Origin of the sequence: Rhizobium sp. BK212, from assembly GCF_014197475.1 — a bacterium.
Taxonomy (GTDB): domain Bacteria; phylum Pseudomonadota; class Alphaproteobacteria; order Rhizobiales; family Rhizobiaceae; genus Rhizobium; species Rhizobium anhuiense.
On the sequence record NZ_JACIFS010000006.1, the window covers coordinates 100,133 to 121,184 of the forward strand.

Below are 21,052 nucleotides of genomic sequence, written 5' to 3' on the forward strand. Positions count from 1 at the left end.
CGTTACGCAGCAACGACGATATCCGTTGGACAGGGACTCCGAACTAGCGTCCGCGGCTCCCCTTCAGCATCGACCAGCTATAGAGGAACAGCCCCGCCCAGATCAGCGGGAAGGCGATCATGCGCGCCGTGCCGAGTGGCTCGTGGAAGACGAAAACCGCGATCAGGAAGATCATTGTCGGCGCGATATACTGCATGATGCCGATCGTCGAGAGCTTCAGGAGCTTGGCGCCGTTCGCATAGATCATCAGCGGCACGGCGGTGATGACGCCGCAGCCGAGCAGCAGGGTCGTGTCGGCAAGGCCGGTGCGGTAGAGATGACCCTGGCCGCTGCCGAATTCGAGATAGAGGATGTAGAGCAGGGCCGGGCCGCTGAGGATCAGCACTTCGAGGAAGAAGCCCTGGTTCGGCCCGAGCGGCAGCGTCTTGCGCAGCAGGGCATAAAAACCCCAGCTGATTGCCAGTGTCAGCGCCACCCACGGGATGCCGCCGCTATCCAGCGCGAGAACGGCGACGGCGAGGGCTGCCAGTCCGATCGCCGCCATCTGCAGCGGCTGCAGCTTTTCCTTGAGGATCACCGCGCCGAGAAAGATGCTGAACAGCGGATTGATGAAATAGCCAAGCGCCGCATCGAGCGAATGGCCGGCGCCGATCGCCCAGACATAGGTGCCCCAGTTGACGGTGATCAGCGACGCCGTCAGCGCCCCCATCGCCAGCATGCGCGGCGAGCGGAGCGCGGCACGGATATCCCCGGTGCGTCCGAGCACGACCAGCACTAGGCCTGCCAGCGGCAGCGACCAGACGATGCGATGGGCGATCACCTCGGCCGGCGAAATATGCGCCACCGCCTTCATGTAGATCGGCAGGAAGCCCCAGAGCAGATAGGCCGTCAGCGCGAAGGCGAACCCGCGCGGACTGTCTTCGTTCTTGGCCAACGGAAGGGATGCATCGGTCGACATCGGTGTTTCCATCTTTGTTCTTCTTCTGATCCGGCCTAGCTTAAGCGCCGTGAATAGGCCAATTCATTTCGTTGAATGAAGGGTGAGAAGATCTGAAGCGCAAGACGCCGGCCGGCATCGGCTGCGGCGACTCCCGAAGGGGACGAACGGTATTTGGATGGGTATTGTCGCCGAACCGGCGGAATAGACTTATTCCGCCGCGATCTTGCCCGCCAGCTGCCGGTTCTTCATCAGCTTATAGATGACTGAATCCATCAGCGCCTGGAACGAAGCGTCGATGATGTTCTCCGAGACGCCGACCGTCCACCAGCGCACGCCGTCGCTGTCGGTGGATTCGATCAGCACGCGGGTGATCGCCTCCGTGCCGCCATTGAGGATACGCACCTTGAAATCGGCGAGCACCAGATCGTCGATCTCGTGCTGGTACTTGCCGAAATCCTTGCGCAGCGCGAGGTCGAGCGCGTTGACGGGACCTTCGGCATCGGCAACCGACATCAGCGTTTGGCCGTCGATGGTAATCTTGACCACCGCTTCCGAGACGATCTTCACACGGCCAAGACTGTCGAAGCGGCGCTCGATCATGACGCGGAAGCCGTCGATGGTGAAGAATTCGGGGATCGTGCCGAGCGTGCGGCGCGCCAGCAGCTCGAAGCTCGCATCCGCGCCCTCATAGGCATAGCCCGTCGCCTCGCGTTCCTTGACGATCGAGATCAGCAGGTCGAGCTTCGGATCGTCCTTGGCGACCTCGATGCCGCGCCGTTTCAACGCATTGATGAAGTTTGCCTTGCCGCCCTGGTCCGACACCATGACCTTGCGGAAATTGCCGACGCTTTCCGGCGGCACATGTTCATAGGTGCGCGGATCCTTGAGCAGCGCCGAGGCGTGGATGCCGGCCTTGGTGGCGAAGGCGGAAGCGCCGACATAGGGCATCTGGTGATCGGGCGAGCGGTTGAGCAGCTCGTCGAAGGCATGCGAGAGCCGGGTGAGGTTGAGCAGCCGCTCCTCGTCAATCGCCGTTTCGAAACGTGTATTGTAGGCGCTCTTCAGCGCCAAGGTCGGGATCAGTGTCACCAGATTGGCATTGCCGCAGCGCTCGCCGATGCCGTTCAGCGTGCCCTGGATCTGCCGGACGCCGGCTTCGACTGCGGCAAGCGAATTGGCGACCGCCTGGCCGGTGTCGTTATGTGCATGGATGCCAAGACAGTGGCCGGGAACACCCGAGGCGATCACCGCCTCGACGATCGCCCGCACCTCCGGGGGCTGCGTGCCGCCATTGGTATCGCAGAGCACGACCCAGCGTGCGCCGCTCTCATAGGCCGTCTTGGCGCAGGCGAGCGCATAGGCCGGATTGGCCTTGAAGCCGTCGAAGAAATGCTCGCAGTCGACGATCGCCTCCTTGCCGGCGCCGACCGCCGCTTTGACGCTTTCGCCGATGCATTCGAGGTTTTCTTCATTGGTGCAGCCGAGCGCCACCGCGACGTGATAGTCCCAGCTCTTGGCGACGAAACAGATGGCGTCGCTCTTGGCCTGCAAGAGCCCTGCAATGCCGGGATCGTTGGACACCGAAATGCCTGCCCGTTTCGTCATGCCGAAGGCGACGAAACTGGCCCGGCTGGTGCGCTTCTCGCCGAAGAAGGCAGTATCCGTCGGATTGGCGCCGGGATATCCGCCCTCGACATAATCAAGGCCGAACTCGTCCAGCATGGCGGCGATCGCAATCTTATCCTCGACGGAGAAATCGATGCCGGGCGTCTGCTGCCCGTCCCGGAGCGTCGTGTCAAAGAGATAGATGCGTTCTTTCATGTCGTTTCCTCCCGCCAAGCGGGTGTTGTTTCTGTCGTGCGGATGCCCCCTCATCCGCGCTACGGGCACCTTCTCTCCGAGGGGAGAAGGGTAGCCACGTCGTTCGCCTTGTCCCCTCTCCCCTCGGGGAGAGGGTTAGGGTGAGGGGGGCTTCACGGTGTGGCTTATGCCTTCCCGGCAAACTGATCCGTCGCCCGGATCAGCCGATCGAGAATCCCGGGCTCCGAATAGGCATGGCCCGCACCCTCGATCAGATGGAACTCCGCCTTCGGCCAGGCCTTGTGCAACTGCCAGGCATACCTGGCCGGGCAGGGCATGTCGTAGCGGCCATGCACGATGACGCCGGGAATATTCTTGAGCCTGCCGGCATCGTGGATCAGCTGTCCCTCGTCCATCCAGCCGGCATTGACGAAGAAATGGTTCTCGATGCGCGCAAAGGCATAGGCGAATTCCGGCTCCTCGAACTTGCCGCTCGTCGAAGGTTCGGGCAGCAGCGTGATCGTTTCGCCTTCCCAGATACTCCAGGCCTGCGCGGCCTCGAGGCGCACCTTCCTGTCCTCGTGCGTCAGGCGGCGATGATAGGCATGCATCATCTCATGCCGCTCTTCCGGCGGAATGGGAGCGATGAAGCGCTCCCACTTATCCGGGAACATTTCCGAGACGCCGAATTGATAGTACCAGTCGAGCTCGGCCTTAGTCAGCGTGTAGATACCGCGCAGGATGAGCTCGGACACGTGCTGCGGATGCGTCTCGGCATAGGCGAGTGCCAGCGTCGAACCCCAGGAGCCGCCGAACACCTGCCAGCTGTCGACGCCGGCCATTTCGCGCAGCCGCTCGATATCGGCGACGAGGTGCCAGGTCGTGTTGGCATTGAGATCCGCATGCGGCGTCGACCTGCCGCAACCGCGCTGGTCGAACAGCATGACGTCGTAGAGCGCGGGATCGAAAAGCCGGCGGTGTGCAGGCGAAAAACCGCCGCCCGGGCCGCCATGCAGGAAGACGGCGGGCTTGGCGCCAGGCGTGCCGGAGCGCTCCCAATAGATCACATGGCCATCGCCGACATCGAGATGGCCGGACGCATAGGGTTCGATTTCCGGATAGAGCGTGCGCAGGATCTCGGTCATATCTTCACGCCTTTCGCGGGCCAGACTTCTGTGTCGTGATCGGGATGCTGGAAGGAGATGATCGCCTCCTGCCGGGCGTAGAAATCCTGATCCTTCAGCACCGGCGCCTTGAAGATTTCCTCGACCCAGGGCAGGCGGGCCTCGTAGTTGACCTGGATCAGCGGTGCGAGGTCGCTGCGGTCGTCGAAGGTGCCGATCGCAAGCTCCAGTCCACCCGGATGACGATAGGTCATCGGGGTGCCGCAATTGCTGCAGAAGCCGCGATCGATATTGACCGAGGACTGGAAGTAGCTCGGCTCGCCGCGCGTCCACTCCATGCCTTCCTCGGGCGCGGTGACGAGCGCCGAGAAAAAGCCGCCGAACTGCTTCTGGCACATGCGGCAATGGCAGATCGAGGGACGCCCCAACTTGCCTGAGATGCGGAAGCGCACGGCGCCGCACTGGCATCCGCCTGTCTTGATCGTGTCCGTCATGAGGTCTCTCCGAAAGGCCAGCTTTTCGTGTCGTGGTCGGGGTGCTGATGATTGCTCGCCGCGATCGCGTTCTCGCGGTCGGGCGTCTGAGGCTCCGGTTCGAGCGGCAGGCCGTCCAGCGCATGAAACCAGGACATCTTCTGGCCGGTATTCGATTGCGCCACCGGCCTGACCGCGTCGGGCTCGTCGAGCGAGCCGAGCGCGAGGTTGATGAAGTCTTCGCCCGGAATGTCGTAGAACAGCGGCGTGCCGCAATCGCCGCAGAAACCGCGCCGCACCAGATCCGAGGACTGGAACCATTTTGGCGCGCCGCGCGTCATGGTCAAATCGCTGCGCTTCACGCCGGCCAGCGGCATGAAATAATTGCCGGCCGCCTTCTGACACATCCGGCAATGGCAAAGATGGGGATAGCCGAGTTCGCCTTTGGCACGGTAACGCACCGCCCCGCATTGGCACCCGCCGCTTTTGTCCGTTCCCGTCGTCATTCGAGCTCCTTGGGGGGCCATGCCTGCGTCTCATGATCTGGATGCTGGTAGGAAACGAGCTCGAGCAGGAAGGGAGCGGCTTGCACATCCTCCTCCGTCCTGTGCCCAGGCAATTCGTGCAGATGATCGACGAAACCGATCTTGCCCTCGACGCCGAATTGGACCAGCGGCGGAAACGCCGAAGGATCGTCGAAGGCGCCCGCGGCAATCGCCATTCCATCCGGCGCTTCGTAGGTGAGCGGCGTGCCGCAATCGCCGCAGAAGCCGCGCTCGACGAAATTGGAAGAGCGAAATCTTTTCCGCTCTCCGCGGGTCCATTCGAAATCGGCGCCGCGCACCGAGACCAGCGGCGCATAATAAGCCCCGAACGCCTTCTGGCACATGCGGCAATGACAGATCGACGAATCCTTGATCTCCCCGCTGACCCGGAACCGGATCGCCCCGCATTGGCAGCCGCCGGTGTAGGTGGTCATCTCTTGACCTCCCACGTCGTCACGCGCTCGCCTGTCACCGGATCCTTGCCGTCTTTCAGCTGGATACCCTTTGCCGTCAATTCGTCGCGGATCTTGTCGGCCTCGGTGAAGTTCTTCGCCTTCAGCATTTCGAGACGCATGGCGACCAGCGCATCGATCGCCGATGCGACGGCTTCGTCGATCTCCGTCTTTTTCGGCAGCAGGCCCAGAAGGTCGGCCGTTGCCGCAAAGGTGGCGCCCACGGCGGGATCCGTATGGGCGGCCTGCGCCAGTGCATGCAATGCCTGCACCGCCGCCACCGTGTTGAGATCGTCCGCCAGCGCATTCAGTACGCTTTCATCGGGCGCCGCATCGCCGGCATCTGTTGCCGGCCATTTGGCGAGCAGGCGTTCGGCCTCTTCCAGTCGCTTGATCGAGAAATCGATCGGCTCGCGGTAATGCGTCATCAGCATGGCAAGGCGCAGCACCTGGCCCGGCCATTGGCGGCCGCCGAAGGTTTCCGTGTGCAACAACTCGTGGATAGTGACGAAATTGCCTTCGGATTTCGACATCTTGCGGCCTTCGACCTGCAGGAAGCCGTTATGCATCCAGACATTCGCCATCACTTGGGTACCATGGGCGCAGCGCGACTGGGCGATCTCGTTTTCATGGTGCGGGAAGATCAGGTCCAGCCCACCGCCGTGAATGTCGAAGACATCGCCGAGATAACGCTTGCTCATCGCCGAGCATTCGATGTGCCATCCAGGCCGGCCGCGGCCCCACGGGCTCTCCCAGCCGGGCTCGTTGTGGCTCGACAGTTTCCAGAGCACGAAATCGCCCGGGTTCTTCTTATGCGCGTCGACGGCGATGCGCGCGCCTGCCTGCTGCTCGTCGAGCGGGCGCTTCGAAAGCTGACCGTAATCCGCCATGGATTTGGTGTCGAACAGCACTTCGCCCGATGCGACATAGGCATGGCCGTTACCGATCAGCTTCTCGATGATCTCGATCATCTCGGCGATGTTGTCGGTGGCGCGCGGTTCGAAATCCGGCTCCAGGCAGCCGAGTTCGGCGACATCGGCGTGAAATTGCGTTTCGGTCTTTTCGGTGACCGCGCGGATCGCCTCATTGAGCGGCAGGCCCGGGTGGTCCCGAAGTGCGCGCGCATTGATCTTGTCGTCGACGTCGGTGATGTTGCGGGCGTAAATGACGTGGTCTTTGCCGTAGACATGACGCAGCAGCCGGAACAGCACATCGAAGACGATGACCGGCCGGGCATTGCCGATATGAGCGAAGTCATAGACGGTCGGCCCGCAGACATACATGCGGACAGCGTCGGGATCGATCGGCGAAAACACCGATTTTTCCCGTGTCAGCGTGTTGTACAGCTTCAGTTCCGGCGTCGCGTCCATTCCACTCTCCCAAAGGCACGATCAGAAAAATAATGCGACCGGCGGACCGGGGCGTTTCGCATCTTGACTATTTGGGAGACGAAAACGGCCGGGCCAGCGCTCGCGCTAGCGAATAATCTTCCGGCAGATAATGCAGATAACCGTTTTCATGGCGGGTTTTATGGCCCGGTTCGCGCTTCCGGTCAAGGGGGACGAAGAGCGATCGGCGGCAACAGGATCCATCCATCCGATTCTGCCATTTTCGCGGCGCAAATCTCGCATAGCCAGATGAGAAGCTGTCGAAAATTGGGGGGAAGGGATGCGGAAACTGGCTCGATCGACGATCGGAGCAACTGCAATTCTGGTGGTCGCATTCGCGGCATATCTGGCATACGATTTCGGGATGCTTCGCTTCAACAATCCCTCTCTCGACAGCTATCCGATCCAAGGCATCGATGTCAGCCATCACCAGGGTGATATCGATTGGAAGGCGGTCGCTACGCAGGCGAATGTCCGCTTCGCCTTCATGAAGGCGACCGAAGGGGGAGATCATCGGGATTCCAAATTCGCCGACAACTGGCAGCGCGCCAGAGATGCCGGCGTGGTCAGGGGCGCTTATCATTTCTTCACCTTCTGCCGCCCGGGCAGGGATCAGGCGCAGAATGTCCTGGCGACCGTGCCGAAGGAGCAGGGAACCCTGCCCATCGCCGTCGATCTGGAGTTTGTCGGCAATTGCAACAGAGTCCCGACGCTCGAGGAAATGGCGGCCGAGGTGAGCGCCTTCTTCGCCGAACTGAAAGGCACCTTTCCCGAAAAGCCTATCTTTTACGTCACGCAGGAATTCTTCGATCAATATCTGAAAGGCAATGAATCCCGCTTCCCCGATCATTACCTGTGGCTGCGAAGCGTGTTCAGGGAGCCGAGGCAGGAAGAATGCAGCCGTTGGTCGATCTGGCAATTTGCCGATAACGGCACATTGGACGGCATTCAGGGACCGGTGGATCTCAACGTCCTATGCCCGTCGGAAACGGGCCTGGCGCATCTGTTCCCGGCCGTTGCTGCGAAGTGAGACGTCTATAGCGCCGCGCGTCTTTCTATTCCGGCAGCCGGTAATCGACGAGCTTGTTTTCCCGCACCATAAACAGTTTGCCCGTCTCCGTTATTCCGGGACCGAGCAACGGCAGGATCGCCTTCGCCACTTCGGATGGATGCGGCAATGTCTGCGGATCTTCGCCGGGGACCGCCTGCGCCCGCATCGCGGTGCGTGTCGCGCCGGGATCGACGCTGGTGATCCGCAGCGGTGTGCTTTGACTTTCGCCCGCCCATGTGCGCGCCAGCGCCTCGACGGCGGCCTTGGAAGCAGAATAGGCGCCCCAGAAGGGGCGGCATTTATGGGCAGCGCCTGAAGACAGGATGACCGCTCGGCCGGCATCGGAACGGGCGAGCAGCGGATCGACCGAGCGGATCAGCCGCCATGTCGCGGTGACGTTGATGCTCATCACCTTCTCGAACACTTTCGCTTCGATATGGCCGATCGGCGAAATGACGCCGAGCACGCCGGCATTGGCGACGAGGATGTCGAGCTTGCCCCAGCGCTCGAAGATCGAGCCGCCGAGCGCATCGATCGCATTCATGTCGGCAAGGTCGAAGGGCACGAGCGTCGCCGTGCCGCCGACGGCCTTGATCGCATCGTCGAGATCCTCGAGCCCGCCGACCGTGCGGGCGCAGGCAATCACATGGGCGCCGGCTTTGGCCAGTTCCAGCGCCGTGAAATAGCCGATGCCGCGCGACGCGCCGGTGACGAGTGCGATCTTGCCCTCAAGATTGATGTTCATGATGTCGTATTCCCCGACGAAGGGAGAGGGGTGCGGTGAACCCCTCCGAATGGATGATAGGAAAGCCGGCCCCCGTCAGCCGTTGCTTGCCAGCCGTTACTGGTCAGCCGTTGCTGGCAAGCATCGAAAGCTTGTTGCCCATCGACTCGCCGTTCTTGTCGAGTAGGCGGGTCGGGTAGTCACCGGTGAAATAGTGATCGGTGAATTGCGGCCGGGCCGGATTGCGATCCTCGCCGCCGACGGCGCGGTAAAGCCCGTTGATCGACAGGAAAGCCAGCGAATCCGCACCGATATATTTGGCCATGGCTTCGACATCGGCATACTGGTTTGCCAGCAGCTTTTCGGCATCGGGCGTGTCGATGCCGTAGAAATCCGGGAAGAAGATCATCGGGCTTGCGACGCGGACATGGACTTCGCGCGCGCCGGCTTCGCGGATCATCTGGACGATCTTGAGAGAGGTCGTGCCGCGCACGATGGAATCGTCCACCAGCACCACTCGCTTGCCTTCGATCATCGCCCGGTTGGCCGAATGCTTCAGCTTCACGCCGAAGGCGCGGATCTGCTGCGTCGGCTCGATGAAGGTACGGCCGACATAATGGTTGCGGATGATACCGTATTCGAAGGGAATGCCGCTCTGCTGGGCATAGCCGAGCGCTGCTGGCGTGCCGCCATCCGGCACCGGCACGATCACGTCGGCATCGACGGGCGATTCCTTGGCGAGGTTCATGCCCATGTTCTTGCGCGTCGTATAGACGTTGCGGCCGCCGACGACCGAATCCGGCCGGGCGAAATAGACATATTCGAACAGGCAGAGGCGCTCCGGCTGCGGCTTGCTGGGCTTGCGCGCATCGATGCTGATCGAGCCGTCGGGCTGGATTTCGCAGATGACGACTTCGCCGTTTTCCACGTCGCGGATGAACTTGGCGCCGATGATATCGAGCGCGCAGGTTTCCGAGCAGAAGATCGGCTTGCCGTCGAGTTCGCCCAGCACGAGCGGGCGGATGCCTGTGGGGTCACGGGCGGCAATCAGCTTCGTGCGCGTCATGGCGAGCATCGAATAGCCGCCTTCCATCTGGCGGATCGCATCGATGAAGCGGTCGGATGTGGACGCATGGCGCGAGCGGGCAATGAGGTGGAGGACGACTTCCGTGTCAGAGGTCGACTGACAGATGGCGCCGGTGGCGATGATCTGGCGGCGCAGCGTCAACCCGTTGGTGAAATTGCCGTTATGGGCAATGGCGATGCCGCCTTCTTCCAGTTCGGCAAAGAGCGGCTGCACGTTGCGCATTGCCACTTCGCCTGTCGTCGAGTAGCGCGTATGGCCGATCGACATGCTGCCGGGCAGGCGGGCGAGCGTCATCGGATTGGTATAGTGGTCGCCGACGAGGCCCATATGGCGCTCTTGATAAAAGCGCTTGCCGTCGAAGGAGACGATGCCGGCCGCTTCCTGTCCGCGATGCTGAAGCGCATGCAGGCCAAGCGCCGTGAGCGCTGCGGCATCGGGATGTCCCAAAATTCCGAATACCCCGCATTCTTCATGCAGCGTATCTCCGTCGAGCGGATCGTCGGTCGGGATGGCATGGGACTGGTTCATTTCTGCGGGCCTCTGCTCTCACAAGAATGGATCGGCATTTCCAGAAATAAAGGAAGCCCGGCGGAGCTGGAATGCCCGACCGCACCCTCATTCACATTCCGCTCAAATGGCAATTGCCTTAAGGCGGGTCAAGCTCTTGAACACTGTGTCAATTCGCCGGCTGCTGTGCGCCGTCTGCAGGCGCATTCGGTGCGTCTTCCGCCGGAGCCTGGTCGCCCGTCGGCGGCGTGGTACCCTCAGTGCCTTGTGCCTGCGGCTGAAGCTTATCACGGATGCTCGCCGGTATCATCTGGGCAAATTGCTCCGGCAGAGCCGATTTCAGCTTCACGACCATCGAATCCAGGAAGGGTTTCGATTTGGCTTCGTTGACCCAGGCTGGGCGGTGATCGACATCGACCAGCCAGTTCCAGAAGGCGACGGCAACGACCAGGAGCAGCACGCCGCGGGCTGCCCCGAACAGGAAGCCGAGCGTGCGATCAAGCGCGCCGACGCGGCTGTCGATGATGAAATCGGCGATCTTCATCGTGATGAAGGAGATGACGATGAGCGCGATCAGGAAGACGACCGCTGCCGAACCGATGATCGCGATGCGGTCGTCATCGGTGTATTTCTTCGCATAGGGCAGCAGGTAGGGATAGAGGTAATAGGCCGCCGCCGCCGAACCGCCCCAACTCGCGATCGAGAGGATCTCGCGCGAAAAGCCGCGGACCATCGCCAGCACGGCGGAGAAGAGCACGACGCCGATGACAATACCGTCGAAAATCGTAATGGGCATGTAAATTCAACTCCAGGACTGCCGCTTGGCGGCCGTGTCGTGCCTTATCGTGTGCCTCCTATATCATCACCAATCTTGGCAATGAAAGGATCAAACCTCGTCTTCCACACGCAACGCCCCCTTCGACCCGGCGATGCGCGCGACCAGATCCGGCAGGCTTTCGACCTCGCTCCAGCGCCCGCCGGAACCCTTCGGCAATTCGGCGGAGGCGGATGGAAGCAATGCCGCGGAAAAACCCAGCTTCTCGGCTTCCTTGAGGCGCTGGGCGGTGTGCGCAACCGGCCGGATGGCGCCCGACAGGCTGACTTCGCCGAAATAGACGCAATCGGCAGGAAGGGCAATACCGGCAAGCGAGGAAACGAGCGCCGAAGCGACGGCCAGATCGGCGGCCGGTTCGGTGATGCGGTAACCGCCGGCGACGTTGAGGTAGACGTCGTGCTGGCCGAGCCGGACGCCGCAATGGGCTTCGAGCACGGCCAGGATCATCGACAGCCTGGCCGAATCCCAGCCGACCACGGCGCGCCGCGGCGTGCCGAGTGAGGTCGGCGCCACCAGCGCCTGCACCTCGACGAGCACCGGACGTGTGCCCTCCATGCCGGCAAAGACGGCAGCGCCCGGCGATTTCTCGTTGCGCTCGCCGAGGAAGAGTTCCGAGGGGTTGGCGACTTCGCGCAAGCCCTTGTCGGACATTTCGAAGACGCCGATCTCGTCGGTCGGTCCGAAGCGGTTCTTGACCGTGCGCAGGATGCGGTAGTGATGGCCGCGATCGCCTTCGAAATAGAGCACGGCATCGACCATGTGCTCGACGACGCGCGGGCCGGCGATCTGCCCGTCCTTGGTCACATGCCCGACGAGCACCATGGCGGCCCCCGTCTGCTTGGCGAAACGGATCATCGCCTGCACGCCGGTGCGCACCTGCGTCACCGTTCCCGGCGCGGATTCGGCCAGTTCGCTCCACAGCGTCTGGATGGAATCGATGATGACGAGGTCCGGCCGCTTGCCCTCGGCGAGGGTCGCCAGAATATCCTCGACATTGGTTTCGGCGGCCAGCATCACGTCGGTATCGGCCGCCGCGAGGCGTTGCGCCCGCAGCCGGACCTGCGCCACGGCTTCTTCGCCGGAGACGTAGATGATCTTGTGGCCGCGCCGTGCAAGGGCGGCGGCCGCCTGCATCAGTAGCGTCGATTTGCCGATGCCGGGATCGCCGCCGATCAGCACCGCCGAGCCGCGCACGAAGCCGCCGCCAAGCGCCCGATCGAGCTCCGACATGGCGGTGTGGATGCGCGGCGCCTCCTCGATCTCGCCGGATAGCGCCGTCAGGGCCACCGGGCGGCCCTTTTTCGGCGTCTTGCCCGGACCGGAGCCGATCCCGCCCATCGGGTCCTCTTCGACGATGGTGTTCCACTCGCCGCAGTTTTCGCATTTGCCGGCCCAGCGGTTATGAACCGTGCCGCAATTCTGGCAGATGAATTGTGTCCTGGCCTTCGCCATCGATTACTCTTTCAGTCCGGATTCCCGAGGCAAGCAGACGCGCCGCTTCATCGAATCATTGTCGTGCTTGAGATAATGGCTATCGCGACGGATCAAAACTAATGATTTCCCCATCAGCGCGCGCCGTGCCTATCCTTTGTTCTCTGCTTATCCGGAACGGTGGAAGATGTTCGATTATTCGCTCGCGCACTGGCTTGCATTTCTGTCGGCTGCGGTTTTGCTCAACCTCTCGCCCGGCCCCGACATCGCCTTCATCCTCGGTCACACGATGAGAGGCGGAAAACGTGCCGGTTTTTCCGCGTTGTTCGGCGTCTGGTCTGGCGCCTGCCTGCACGTGCTGATGGCGGCACTCGGTCTTTCCGCCGTGCTTGCCGCTTCCGCCGCTGCCTTCTCGACGGTCAAATGGATCGGCGCCGCCTATCTCGTCTGGCTGGGCATCCAGGCGTTGCGCGCCGGCGGCGGCAATGGACTGATAAAGGCTGCCGGTGAAGAAATGCCGGTCGCAAGGATCTACCGGCAGGGAATCCTGGTGTCGCTGCTCAATCCGAAGGTGGCGATCTTCTTCCTGGCCTTCCTGCCGCAATTCGTCGTCGAAGGGGCAGGACCGGCATGGGCCCAACTCCTGCTGCATGGCGGGCTCATCATTGTCGTCGCTGCCTTCATCGAGCCGCCGCTCGTCCTTCTCGGCGGGCGCCTTGCCGATGCGCTCAGGCATAATCAGAAAGTCGGGCTATGGCTCGATCGCAGCCTCGGCGCGCTTTTCGTGGCGCTCGGCGTCCGCCTTGCGCTCAGCAGCCGTTGACGGGCGAACTCTACTCCTCGGCGACATAGCGCCGCTCATGGCGGAGCCCCATGCTGGTCAGGATCTCGTATCCGATCGTGCCTGCTGCCCGCGCCACGTCGTCGACTGGCATATTCTTGCCGAACAGCTCGACATAATCCCCGGCGCGCACGGCATTGTCAGGCAGGTCGGTGATATCGAAGATCGTCAGGTCCATGGTGATCCGGCCGGCAACCGGCACCTTGTGTCCGGCGATAAAGCCTTGCCCGCCTTGCGGCACCGCTTGGCGCAGCGGCACGCCGCCGCTCGACTGGCTGCGCATATAGCCGTCGGCATAACCGGCCGAGGCGATCGCCAGCCGGCTTTTGCGGTTGAGCTGCAGCGCCCGCCCATAGCTGACGGTCTCGCCGGCCTCGACATTTCGCACCTGGATGATGCGCGCTTCCGCGGTTGCCACCGGCCGCATCGGGTTCGTCATGCCGCAGACCGCTTCGCCGCCATAAAGCGCAATGCCGGGGCGGGTCAGGTCGAAGTGATAATCCTCGCCGAGAAAGATGCCGGCCGAGGCCGCAAGACTTGAATCGATGCCTTCATAGGCGGCGCTAACCCTGTGGAATGATTCGAGCTGCCGCCGGTTCATCGCATGGCTGGGATCGTCGCCGCAGGCGAGATGGCTCATGACAAGCACCGGCGCGAAACTCGCCGGCCGCGAAACATCGTCGACGAGCGCGATCGCATCGTCGATATGTAGTCCGAGCCGATTGAAACCGGTATCGACATGCAGCGCGCAGGGGTAGTCGCCGTAATCGGCCAGCACCGCCATCCAGAAGGCGAGTTGCTCGTCGGAAGAAATCACCGGCACCAGATCATTGTCGAAGAAGCGCCGCTCGGTGCCCGGCCAGATGCCGGAGAGCACGAAGATGCGCGCCTCCGGCGCATAGAGGCGAAGGGTGACGCCCTCGTCGACGGTCGCGACGAAGAAGTCGCGGGCGCCTGCCATATAGAGCGCTTCGCCGGCATCCTCGATGCCCATGCCATAGGCATCCGCCTTGACGACGGCCGAGGCGCGCGCTGCACCGGAGCGGCGCGCCATATCGCGCCAGTTCTCCGTAAGCGCGGTCAAGTCGACGGTCAGCCGCAGGCCTGCGGAAGCGAAAAGATCGTCGTCGTCGAAGGGAATGGGAAAATCTGTCATGAATCGCCGTGAAGAAATGAAGGGAAAATCACCTCACCCAGTTTAGTGAGCATTGTGGCCAAGGGAAAGCGCGGGCGGTCACATACCATCCTTTGCCGCCTGTACGATCACTTTTGTTCAAGACGCATGGCGGCTTCGGCGCTAATCTACCCGCATGCAGAACGTATCCCAGAAAGAGGCGGCGGAGGCTATGCCGCTCGCCAACGTGGAATCGGCCCGCTTTTGGCGGGACAGCCGCTTCCGCGACATGGAGTGTCTGAGCGCCACCTTCCTCACTCATGAATATGCGCCGCATGCGCACGATACATTCAGCATCGGCGCGATTGAAAGCGGCAGCCAGATCGCCACGCTGAGCGGCAGGCGGGAGGAAACCGGCCCGGGCGACCTTTATCTTATCGATCCGGGCGTCATTCATGACGGTGCTCCCGGCGGCGAGGGCTACCGCTACCGCATGATTTATCCGGACATGAAATTATTCATCGATATTCTGGAGGATGTGACGTGTAAGGCCTTTCACGCGACACCGTCTTTTTCCGGCGGGCTTCCACGCGATCCACAACTCGCCAATGCTTTTCACGCCGCCCACCGCACGCTCGAAAGGGGCGCAGGTGCATTGGAGTCCGATGAAAGCATGTTCTCTGTGCTGGCGGCGATCTTTGCGCGCCACGGCAGCACAGTCGTCGTGCCTGTCGATACGCAGGAGCGAAGCGCCGTCGCCCGCGCCCGCGAATACCTCATCGAGAATTTCGGCAGCGACGTCGGCCTCGAGGAACTGGCCGGGGTGGCAGGGTTGAGCCGCGCTCACCTCATCCGCGCCTTCCGCAAGGAATACCACATCACGCCACATGCCTTCCTGACGGACCGGCGCGTGCAGGTGGCCCGCAGGCTGCTGCGGCAGGGGCGCATGCCCGCCGATATCGCGCTCGAGTGCGGTTTTGCCGATCAGGCGCATTTCACCCGGCACTTCAAGGCGCGGACAGGCGTAACACCCGGTCAATTCCGTACTGGCTGATCACTTTCGTTCAATACGGCTGTGTCGGGCTGGGCTACTGCTCCGCGATCTCAATCAGGAGGTTGCCATGTTGCAGCAAAGCCGGCCATCCAGCGAATTTCTTACCGGCGAATTTCTTGCCGGAATGCGCGCCATCTTTCCGCTTGTCGTCGCCGTTGCTCCGATCGGTCTGGTTTTCGGCGCGATTTCGGCCACCAAGGGTCTTTCGGTGTTGGAAACGACGCTGATGAGTGCGCTGGTCTTCGCCGGCGGCTCGCAGTTCGTGGCAATGGATATATGGGCGCATCCGGCAAGCTGGGTCGGCGTCGGCTTCGCAACACTGCTGGTCAATATCCGCCATGTTCTGATGAGCGCGTCGCTCGGTATGAAGATGCAGTCCTTCTCCACCATCAAGCGCTATGCCGCCATGCTGTTTCTCGCTGACGAACTCTGGGCCATGGCGGAGTTCCGCGCCGGCAGCACACGGCTGACGCCCGTCTGGTATGCCGGCATCGTCGCGCCCTTCTATGTCGCCTGGGTCGGCTCTTCGCTCGCAGGCGCATTGCTCGGCGTCTTTCTGGGCGATCCGGCGGTCATCGGTCTCGATTTCGCCTTTCCGGCTGTCTTTGTCGTGCTGGTCATGGGCTTCTGGAAGGGACTGGAAACGGGCGCAATTCTGGCCGCGAGCGGAATTGCAGCCGTCGCCGTCCATCATTTCGTGCCGGGCGTCTGGTATATCGCAGCCGGCGCTTTGGCCGGACTGGTGATGGCTTTCTGGAAGGGTGGGGTCCAGGAGCAGGCCGCATGACGCTTGATATCAATACCCTGCTTGCCATCCTCGCGATGGCATTCGCGACGATTTTCACGCGCATCAGCGGTCTCGTCCTCATCCGTCACGTGCAGCTGGACGAGCGTTGGAAAACGGCGATTGAGGCGATCCCGCCTGCGGTCCTGATGGCCGTGATCGCTCCGACCGCCTTTGCGACCGGCTGGGCGGAGACACTGGCATGTGCCGCAACGGCGCTGGCCGCCCGCCGCCTGCCGATGCTTGCCAGCGTCGTCGGCGGCGTTGTGACGGTGGCCTTGTTGCGGGCCACAGGTTTCTAGGGGAAATTGACCCGGAAAACCGCGTCAATGTTCCTCGTACTGTGTGAAGGAGGGATCGGCGAGATCGGCGAAGCGGGTGAATTCCGACTGGAAGGCGAGCTTCACCGTGCCTGTCGGCCCGTGGCGCTGCTTGGCGATGATGACGTCGGCCGTACCTTTTACCTTGTCGAACAGCGCTTCCCATTCCGGATATTTCGGATCGTGGATGTCGCGCGGCTCCGAATTTTTGACGTAGTATTCCTCGCGGAACACGAACAACACGACGTCGGCGTCCTGCTCGATCGAGCCGGATTCGCGAAGGTCGGAAAGCTGCGGGCGCTTGTCGTCGCGGCTTTCGACCTGACGCGAGAGCTGCGACAGCGCGATGATCGGAACGTTGAGCTCCTTGCCGAGCGCCTTCAGGCCGGTGGTGATCTGGGTGATTTCCTGGACGCGGTTGTCGCTGGATTTGCCCGAGCCGGTCATCAGCTGGATGTAGTCGACCACAAGCACGTCGAGGCCGCGCTGGCGCTTGAGGCGGCGGGCGCGCGCCGAAAGCTGGGCGATCGAAATACCGCCGGTCTGGTCGATATAGAGCGGCACTTTCTGCATCATCATCGAGCAGGCGACGAGCTTTTCAAAATCGGCATCATTGATGTCGCCGCGGCGGATCTTCGAGGAGGAGACTTCCGTCTGCTCGGAGATGATACGGGTGGCGAGCTGTTCGGACGACATTTCGAGCGAATAGAAGCCGACGACGCCGCCGTTCTTCGCCTTCATGCTGCCGTCCGACTGGACTTCGCCTTCGTAGGCGGCGGCGATGTTATAGGCGATATTGGTGGCAAGCGAGGTCTTGCCCATGCCGGGACGTCCGGCCAGCACGATCAAGTCCGAACGCTGCAGGCCACCCATCTTGGAATCCAGCGAATGGATGCCGGTGGAAATGCCGGAAAGCCCGCCATCGCGTTCCTTGGCGACGGCCGCCATGTCGATCGCCAGCGCAACGGCATCGTTGAAGGCCTGGAATCCGCCGTCGTAGCGGCCGTTTTCCGCCAGTTCGAAGAGGCGGCGTTCGGTATCTTCGATCTGCGACTGCGGCGGCATGTCGAGCGGCGCGTCATAGGCGATGTTGACGACGTCCTCGCCGATGGTGATCAGCGCCCGGCGCAGCGCCAGGTCGTAGATCGCCCGGCCGTAATCCTCGGCATTGATGACGGTGACGGCGTTGCTGACGAGGCTCGCCAGATATTGCGAAACCGTCATGTCGCCGACCTTCTCGTCGGCCTTCAGAAAGGTCTTGATCGTCACCGGATTGGCGATCTTGCCCATGCGGATGATATCGCCGGCAACCTCGAAGATCTTCCGATGCAGCGGTTCATAGAGATGGATAGGCTTCAGGAAGTCCGACACCCGGTAATAGGCGTCGTTGTTCATCAGGATCGCGCCCAGAAGCGCCTGCTCGGCTTCGATATTGTTGGGTGCTTCGCGATAATGCTGCTCCGACGGAGCAACGGCTGCAATCTTTCGAGCGGCGTCGTTCATCATCATCCGTTCTGTCTTTTTCCAGCTCCGGATTTGCAATTCCGGACGCGAAAATCAAGAGGCTGCGAAAGGAGCGGGGGCTCTCTTCGCCTAAATCCTGAACGCTGTGCACGTTGTTCGACTTCTCCACAGTCTTGGGCGACACAAAGGAGAAATACTGGCAGTGTCACCCGCACGACACGGTCTGGCGCCGACTCAGCCCATCCGTTTCGGAGAAGGGTATTTTAGCGTGGCGCGATAAGGCGCGCAGCAAAAACATCCGGGAAATCCCCTTAAAAAAGCGACCCCGATCGGCTGCGCCTGTCGAAGGGGTGGAAAACGGTCTGTCGAAGGTGTGTAAACGAAAAAGCCCGGCGCGATGGCCGGGCTTTCCCTCTCGTGGATCGCTCCGACGAAAATTATGCTTCGTCTTCGTCGACGCCGTCGGCTTCCGGATCGAAGAAGTCTTCCGGACGCAGTGCGTCTTCGTCGACACCGTAGATCGCGTCGACCGAGGTGAGTTCTTCGCCCTTGGCCTGGCGCTCTGCCTCTTCGGCAGAACGGGCAACGTTGAGCTCGACGTGGATTTCGACTTCGGCATGCAGCTGCAGCTCGACCTTGTGCAGGCCGATCGACTTGATCGGCGTGTTGAGGTGAACCTGGTTGCGGCCGATGTTGAAGCCTTCGGCGGCGAGGATCTCGACGACGTCACGGGCGGCGACCGAACCGTAGAGCTGGCCGGTTTCGCCGGCGGAACGCACGACGATGAAGGACTTGCCGTCGAGAACGTCGGCGACCTTCTGGGCTTCCGACTTGCGCTCGAGGTTGCGGGCTTCGAGCGTCGCACGCTCGGCTTCGAAGCGGGTCTTGTTGGCGGCGTTGGCGCGCAGCGCCTTGCCGAGCGGCAGCAGGTAGTTGCGGGCAAAGCCGTCGCGAACCTTGACGGTTTCGCCCATCTGGCCGAGCTTGGAGATGCGTTCGAGAAGAATGACTTCCATTTTCTTTTTCCTTTCTAGTGTCTCAGATTTTCGTATCGGGTTGTTTGGGGGCATCAGCATCTTTCGTCGGGGTCAGCGCGATCGCCTTGCGCGTATCGCTGAGACCAAGGACGAGGATGAGGAGAGCTGGCAGCAGCATGAGCATCGAAGCCAGGTAGCTAAGGATGAGGGCCGGCATGCGCCAGTCCTTGCCGCGCGTGCGGAAATGCAGCGAGGCGAAACCGGAGAGCATGAAACCGGCGCCGAAGGTGCCGATCACGGTCGCGCCGACCAGCGCCGGAACGCCGCCGAAGAAGCAGGCGGCAAGCCCGGCCAGGAAGATGAAGATCGAGTTGCGGTTCATGCGCAGCGACGAGGGAATGTCCTCGCGCGGGCGAAGGCCGCGGCCGGAGGCTGAGACGATGCGCACCGCAAAATAACAGGCGGCAAACAGCATGGAGACCCACATGCCGCCCTGCAAAGCCGGCAGCATCAGCAGGATCAGCGATTTGGTCTGCGCGGTCGCCGCCGGATCGGGCATGAATTCCGGCTGCTGCTGCTTGAGCGAGGTGATCAGCAGGTCGACGATCGGATCGGTGATCTCAGGCCCGTAGCCGATGATCACGCCGATGACGATGACGGCGAGCGTCACCAGGCCGCAGAGATGCAGCAGGATATCGGAGAGCGGATACCAGGCAAGCAGGTGGTCGGGGCCACCGAGTTCGGAGGCGGGACGCGCGAGATTGGCGAGATGGCTCAGCCAGCCGGCCGGCAGAAGCGTCACCAGCGTCATGATCAGCGCGAAGGAAGGCGAGATCAAGATCGCGCCGAGTGCGGCAGCGGTGGTGACGGCCGAGATCGCCGCGGCATTGCCCCATCCGAGCCCGACGATCAGAATCGGCAGCGCTGAAGCCGTGTAGAGAAGCGCGCTGAAAAACGACGGCTGCATGCTCGCGCCCAGCACCAGCAGGGCGGCGGTCAATCCGGCGAGTGCGCCGATCAGCAGCGTTCTAATGTTTAGTCGTTTCAAGGTCGCTGTCCTGCTTCATCAAGCAGTTAGAGGATGTTGCTGAATCGAATTCAGAAACATCTCAACATGGGTTTTAAGAGTTCCGATCCGCGCCCATCGCAGAAGGGAGAAGGGAAGGCACGAATGCCTTCCCTCAGGAGTTGGTCACGTCAGCCGATCAGGCGACGACGTAGGGCAGCAGGCCGAGGAAACGGGCGCGCTTGATCGCCTGGGCGAGTTCGCGCTGCTTCTTCTGGGAAACCGCCGTGATGCGGGACGGAACGATCTTGCCGCGCTCGGAAATGTAGCGCTGCAGCAGACGTACGTCCTTGTAGTCGATCCGCGGCGCGTTGGCGCCGGAGAACGGGCAGGTCTTGCGGCGGCGATGGAACGGGCGGCGGACCGGAGCGGAGGAAGTTTCAGACATATCTCGGATCTCCCTTATACACGGTCTTCGCGCGGACGGCGCGGACGGTCGTCACGGTCGCCGAAGCCACCTTCACGCGGCGGACGCGGGCCACGGTCGCGATCACCGAAGCCGCCTTCACGCGGGCCACGGCCGCCTTCACGCGGACGGTCGTCACGGTCGCGCTTCTGCATCATGGCAGACGGACCTTCTTCATGCTTCTCGACGGCGATCGTCATGTAGCGAAGAACGTCTTCGCTGATGCGCATCTGACGTTCCATTTCCTGGACGGCAGCAGCCGGTGCATCGATGTCCATCAGGGCGTAGTGCGCCTTGCGGTTCTTCTTGATGCGGTAGGTGAGGGACTTGAGGCCCCAATTCTCGATACGCCCGACTTTACCGCCGTTTGCTTCGATCACGCCCTTGTACTGTTCTACGAGGGCATCGACCTGCTGAGCGGAAATATCCTGCCGGGCAAGGAATACATGTTCATAAAGAGCCATGACAGCTTTGCCTTTCTTGCGTTTGGTTCAACCCGATATTCGGCGGCTAAGCCTCAACGACTGCTCCTGATTGGGCGGGCCCAGGCAAGAAAGCGTTTTCCGAGACGGTCGAGAGCGGAGACACGGGAGGCTGGAACGCTTCCGTTCCGAACGATTTCCTATGGAAACCGGCCCTCCGTTCAGCCACCAGCCAGAAGACCGGGTT

At 62.0% G+C, this 21,052-nt stretch carries 22 protein-coding genes; 5 read left to right on the forward strand and 17 right to left on the reverse strand.

The genetic code is table 11. The annotated features are described in order from the left end of the window. Positions 1-43: 43 nt before the first annotated feature. From rarD to cysS, 7 genes are all read right to left on the reverse strand, one after another. Complete coding sequence (rarD, locus tag FHT79_RS19890) at positions 44-958, reverse strand: EamA family transporter RarD (RefSeq protein WP_097595046.1); 915 nt, start codon at positions 956-958, stop codon at positions 44-46. Between the two features lie 189 nt (positions 959-1,147). Further along, positions 1,148-2,761 (reverse strand): citramalate synthase, encoded by a 1,614-nt coding sequence (cimA, locus tag FHT79_RS19895; protein WP_047616297.1) that lies wholly within the window; start codon positions 2,759-2,761, stop codon positions 1,148-1,150. A 164-nt stretch (positions 2,762-2,925) separates the two neighbouring features. Then, positions 2,926-3,885: a prolyl aminopeptidase gene (pip, locus tag FHT79_RS19900; RefSeq protein WP_097595047.1), complete on the reverse strand. Its 960-nt coding sequence runs from the start codon at positions 3,883-3,885 to the stop codon at positions 2,926-2,928. After that, the gene (locus FHT79_RS19905; protein ID WP_028756965.1) at positions 3,882-4,358 is read right to left on the reverse strand and encodes a GFA family protein; all 477 of its coding nucleotides are present in this window, start codon (positions 4,356-4,358) and stop codon (positions 3,882-3,884) included. Before FHT79_RS19905 ends, pip begins: the two co-directional genes overlap by 4 nt. Next, positions 4,355-4,843 (reverse strand): GFA family protein, encoded by a 489-nt coding sequence (locus tag FHT79_RS19910; RefSeq protein WP_097595048.1) that lies wholly within the window; start codon positions 4,841-4,843, stop codon positions 4,355-4,357. The genes FHT79_RS19905 and FHT79_RS19910 overlap by 4 nt, the downstream gene beginning before the upstream one ends. Further along, positions 4,840-5,316 carry a GFA family protein gene (locus tag FHT79_RS19915; RefSeq protein ID WP_097595049.1) on the reverse strand — a complete coding sequence of 159 codons (477 nt, stop codon included), beginning with the start codon at positions 5,314-5,316 and terminating at the stop codon, positions 4,840-4,842. The genes FHT79_RS19910 and FHT79_RS19915 overlap by 4 nt, the downstream gene beginning before the upstream one ends. Further along, entirely contained in the window at positions 5,313-6,704 is a 1,392-nt protein-coding gene (gene cysS, locus FHT79_RS19920) for a cysteine--tRNA ligase (RefSeq protein WP_047616303.1), read from the reverse strand. The genes FHT79_RS19915 and cysS overlap by 4 nt, the downstream gene beginning before the upstream one ends. 298 nt (positions 6,705-7,002) lie before the next feature. On the opposite strand from cysS, the gene FHT79_RS19925 reads away from it, so the two are divergent. Beyond that, on the forward strand, positions 7,003-7,752 hold the full coding sequence (locus FHT79_RS19925) for a GH25 family lysozyme (RefSeq protein WP_097595050.1): 750 nt from the start codon (positions 7,003-7,005) through the stop codon (positions 7,750-7,752). A 25-nt stretch (positions 7,753-7,777) separates the two neighbouring features. Here FHT79_RS19925 and FHT79_RS19930 read toward each other — a convergent pair whose 3' ends face one another. The 4 genes from FHT79_RS19930 to radA all read right to left on the reverse strand — a co-directional run bounded on the left by FHT79_RS19930 (position 7,778) and on the right by radA (position 12,378). Then, entirely contained in the window at positions 7,778-8,518 is a 741-nt protein-coding gene (locus tag FHT79_RS19930) for an SDR family NAD(P)-dependent oxidoreductase (RefSeq protein WP_097595051.1), read from the reverse strand. A 103-nt stretch (positions 8,519-8,621) separates the two neighbouring features. Next, the gene (purF, locus tag FHT79_RS19935; protein ID WP_028756959.1) at positions 8,622-10,112 is read right to left on the reverse strand and encodes an amidophosphoribosyltransferase; all 1,491 of its coding nucleotides are present in this window, start codon (positions 10,110-10,112) and stop codon (positions 8,622-8,624) included. Positions 10,113-10,260: 148 nt separating this feature from the next. Next, positions 10,261-10,887: a CvpA family protein gene (locus tag FHT79_RS19940; protein WP_028756958.1), complete on the reverse strand. Its 627-nt coding sequence runs from the start codon at positions 10,885-10,887 to the stop codon at positions 10,261-10,263. A 90-nt stretch (positions 10,888-10,977) separates the two neighbouring features. Further along, positions 10,978-12,378, reverse strand: coding sequence for a DNA repair protein RadA (radA, locus tag FHT79_RS19945; RefSeq protein ID WP_028756957.1), 1,401 nt, complete (start codon positions 12,376-12,378; stop codon positions 10,978-10,980). Between the two features lie 166 nt (positions 12,379-12,544). Between radA and FHT79_RS19950 the strand changes: the two genes are divergently transcribed. Beyond that, positions 12,545-13,180: a LysE family translocator gene (locus tag FHT79_RS19950; protein ID WP_018447409.1), complete on the forward strand. Its 636-nt coding sequence runs from the start codon at positions 12,545-12,547 to the stop codon at positions 13,178-13,180. A 10-nt stretch (positions 13,181-13,190) separates the two neighbouring features. Here the strand turns inward: FHT79_RS19950 and alr are convergent, their stop codons facing one another. Next, entirely contained in the window at positions 13,191-14,354 is a 1,164-nt protein-coding gene (alr, locus tag FHT79_RS19955) for an alanine racemase (protein WP_018241436.1), read from the reverse strand. Between the two features lie 190 nt (positions 14,355-14,544). On the opposite strand from alr, the gene FHT79_RS19960 reads away from it, so the two are divergent. The 3 genes from FHT79_RS19960 (at position 14,545) to FHT79_RS19970 (ending at position 16,452) form a co-directional block, all read left to right on the forward strand. Continuing rightward, positions 14,545-15,366: an AraC family transcriptional regulator gene (locus FHT79_RS19960; RefSeq protein ID WP_097595052.1), complete on the forward strand. Its 822-nt coding sequence runs from the start codon at positions 14,545-14,547 to the stop codon at positions 15,364-15,366. A gap of 67 nt (positions 15,367-15,433) precedes the next feature. Beyond that, positions 15,434-16,153, forward strand: a complete 720-nt coding sequence (locus tag FHT79_RS19965) for an AzlC family ABC transporter permease (protein ID WP_097595053.1) — start codon at positions 15,434-15,436, stop codon at positions 16,151-16,153. Next, positions 16,150-16,452, forward strand: a complete 303-nt coding sequence (locus FHT79_RS19970; RefSeq protein WP_028756953.1) for an AzlD domain-containing protein — start codon at positions 16,150-16,152, stop codon at positions 16,450-16,452. Before FHT79_RS19965 ends, FHT79_RS19970 begins: the two co-directional genes overlap by 4 nt. A 24-nt stretch (positions 16,453-16,476) precedes the next feature. On the opposite strand, the gene FHT79_RS19975 is transcribed toward FHT79_RS19970, so the two are convergent. The 5 genes from FHT79_RS19975 to rpsF form a co-directional block, all read right to left on the reverse strand. Then, entirely contained in the window at positions 16,477-17,973 is a 1,497-nt protein-coding gene (locus tag FHT79_RS19975) for a replicative DNA helicase (protein WP_025393962.1), read from the reverse strand. A gap of 398 nt (positions 17,974-18,371) precedes the next feature. Further along, complete coding sequence (rplI, locus tag FHT79_RS19980) at positions 18,372-18,950, reverse strand: 50S ribosomal protein L9 (RefSeq protein ID WP_028756952.1); 579 nt, start codon at positions 18,948-18,950, stop codon at positions 18,372-18,374. A 22-nt stretch (positions 18,951-18,972) separates the two neighbouring features. After that, positions 18,973-19,959, reverse strand: coding sequence for a DUF2232 domain-containing protein (locus FHT79_RS19985; protein ID WP_183903990.1), 987 nt, complete (start codon positions 19,957-19,959; stop codon positions 18,973-18,975). 157 nt (positions 19,960-20,116) lie between these two features. Next, positions 20,117-20,365, reverse strand: a complete 249-nt coding sequence (gene rpsR, locus FHT79_RS19990; RefSeq protein WP_003547038.1) for a 30S ribosomal protein S18 — start codon at positions 20,363-20,365, stop codon at positions 20,117-20,119. 14 nt (positions 20,366-20,379) lie between these two features. Next, the gene (gene rpsF / locus FHT79_RS19995) at positions 20,380-20,847 is read right to left on the reverse strand and encodes a 30S ribosomal protein S6 (protein WP_003547040.1); all 468 of its coding nucleotides are present in this window, start codon (positions 20,845-20,847) and stop codon (positions 20,380-20,382) included. Between the last annotated feature and the right edge of the window lie 205 nt (positions 20,848-21,052).

Excerpts from the sequence above, each read along its gene's own strand:
- rarD (WP_097595046.1), bottom strand. The coding sequence starts at position 958 with ATGTCGACCGATGCATCCCTTCCGTTGGCCAAGAACGAAGACAGTCCG.
- cimA (WP_047616297.1), bottom strand. The coding sequence starts at position 2,761 with ATGAAAGAACGCATCTATCTCTTTGACACGACGCTCCGGGACGGGCAG.
- pip (WP_097595047.1), bottom strand. The coding sequence starts at position 3,885 with ATGACCGAGATCCTGCGCACGCTCTATCCGGAAATCGAACCCTATGCG.
- FHT79_RS19905 (WP_028756965.1), bottom strand. The coding sequence starts at position 4,358 with ATGACGGACACGATCAAGACAGGCGGATGCCAGTGCGGCGCCGTGCGC.
- FHT79_RS19910 (WP_097595048.1), bottom strand. The coding sequence starts at position 4,843 with ATGACGACGGGAACGGACAAAAGCGGCGGGTGCCAATGCGGGGCGGTG.
- FHT79_RS19915 (WP_097595049.1), bottom strand. The coding sequence starts at position 5,316 with ATGACCACCTACACCGGCGGCTGCCAATGCGGGGCGATCCGGTTCCGG.
- cysS (WP_047616303.1), bottom strand. The coding sequence starts at position 6,704 with ATGGACGCGACGCCGGAACTGAAGCTGTACAACACGCTGACACGGGAA.
- FHT79_RS19925 (WP_097595050.1), top strand. The coding sequence starts at position 7,003 with ATGCGGAAACTGGCTCGATCGACGATCGGAGCAACTGCAATTCTGGTG.
- FHT79_RS19930 (WP_097595051.1), bottom strand. The coding sequence starts at position 8,518 with ATGAACATCAATCTTGAGGGCAAGATCGCACTCGTCACCGGCGCGTCG.
- purF (WP_028756959.1), bottom strand. The coding sequence starts at position 10,112 with ATGAACCAGTCCCATGCCATCCCGACCGACGATCCGCTCGACGGAGAT.
- FHT79_RS19940 (WP_028756958.1), bottom strand. The coding sequence starts at position 10,887 with ATGCCCATTACGATTTTCGACGGTATTGTCATCGGCGTCGTGCTCTTC.
- radA (WP_028756957.1), bottom strand. The coding sequence starts at position 12,378 with ATGGCGAAGGCCAGGACACAATTCATCTGCCAGAATTGCGGCACGGTT.
- FHT79_RS19950 (WP_018447409.1), top strand. The coding sequence starts at position 12,545 with ATGTTCGATTATTCGCTCGCGCACTGGCTTGCATTTCTGTCGGCTGCG.
- alr (WP_018241436.1), bottom strand. The coding sequence starts at position 14,354 with ATGACAGATTTTCCCATTCCCTTCGACGACGACGATCTTTTCGCTTCC.
- FHT79_RS19960 (WP_097595052.1), top strand. The coding sequence starts at position 14,545 with ATGCCGCTCGCCAACGTGGAATCGGCCCGCTTTTGGCGGGACAGCCGC.
- FHT79_RS19965 (WP_097595053.1), top strand. The coding sequence starts at position 15,434 with ATGTTGCAGCAAAGCCGGCCATCCAGCGAATTTCTTACCGGCGAATTT.
- FHT79_RS19970 (WP_028756953.1), top strand. The coding sequence starts at position 16,150 with ATGACGCTTGATATCAATACCCTGCTTGCCATCCTCGCGATGGCATTC.
- FHT79_RS19975 (WP_025393962.1), bottom strand. The coding sequence starts at position 17,973 with ATGAACGACGCCGCTCGAAAGATTGCAGCCGTTGCTCCGTCGGAGCAG.
- rplI (WP_028756952.1), bottom strand. The coding sequence starts at position 18,950 with ATGGAAGTCATTCTTCTCGAACGCATCTCCAAGCTCGGCCAGATGGGC.
- rpsR (WP_003547038.1), bottom strand. The coding sequence starts at position 20,365 with ATGTCTGAAACTTCCTCCGCTCCGGTCCGCCGCCCGTTCCATCGCCGC.
- rpsF (WP_003547040.1), bottom strand. The coding sequence starts at position 20,847 with ATGGCTCTTTATGAACATGTATTCCTTGCCCGGCAGGATATTTCCGCT.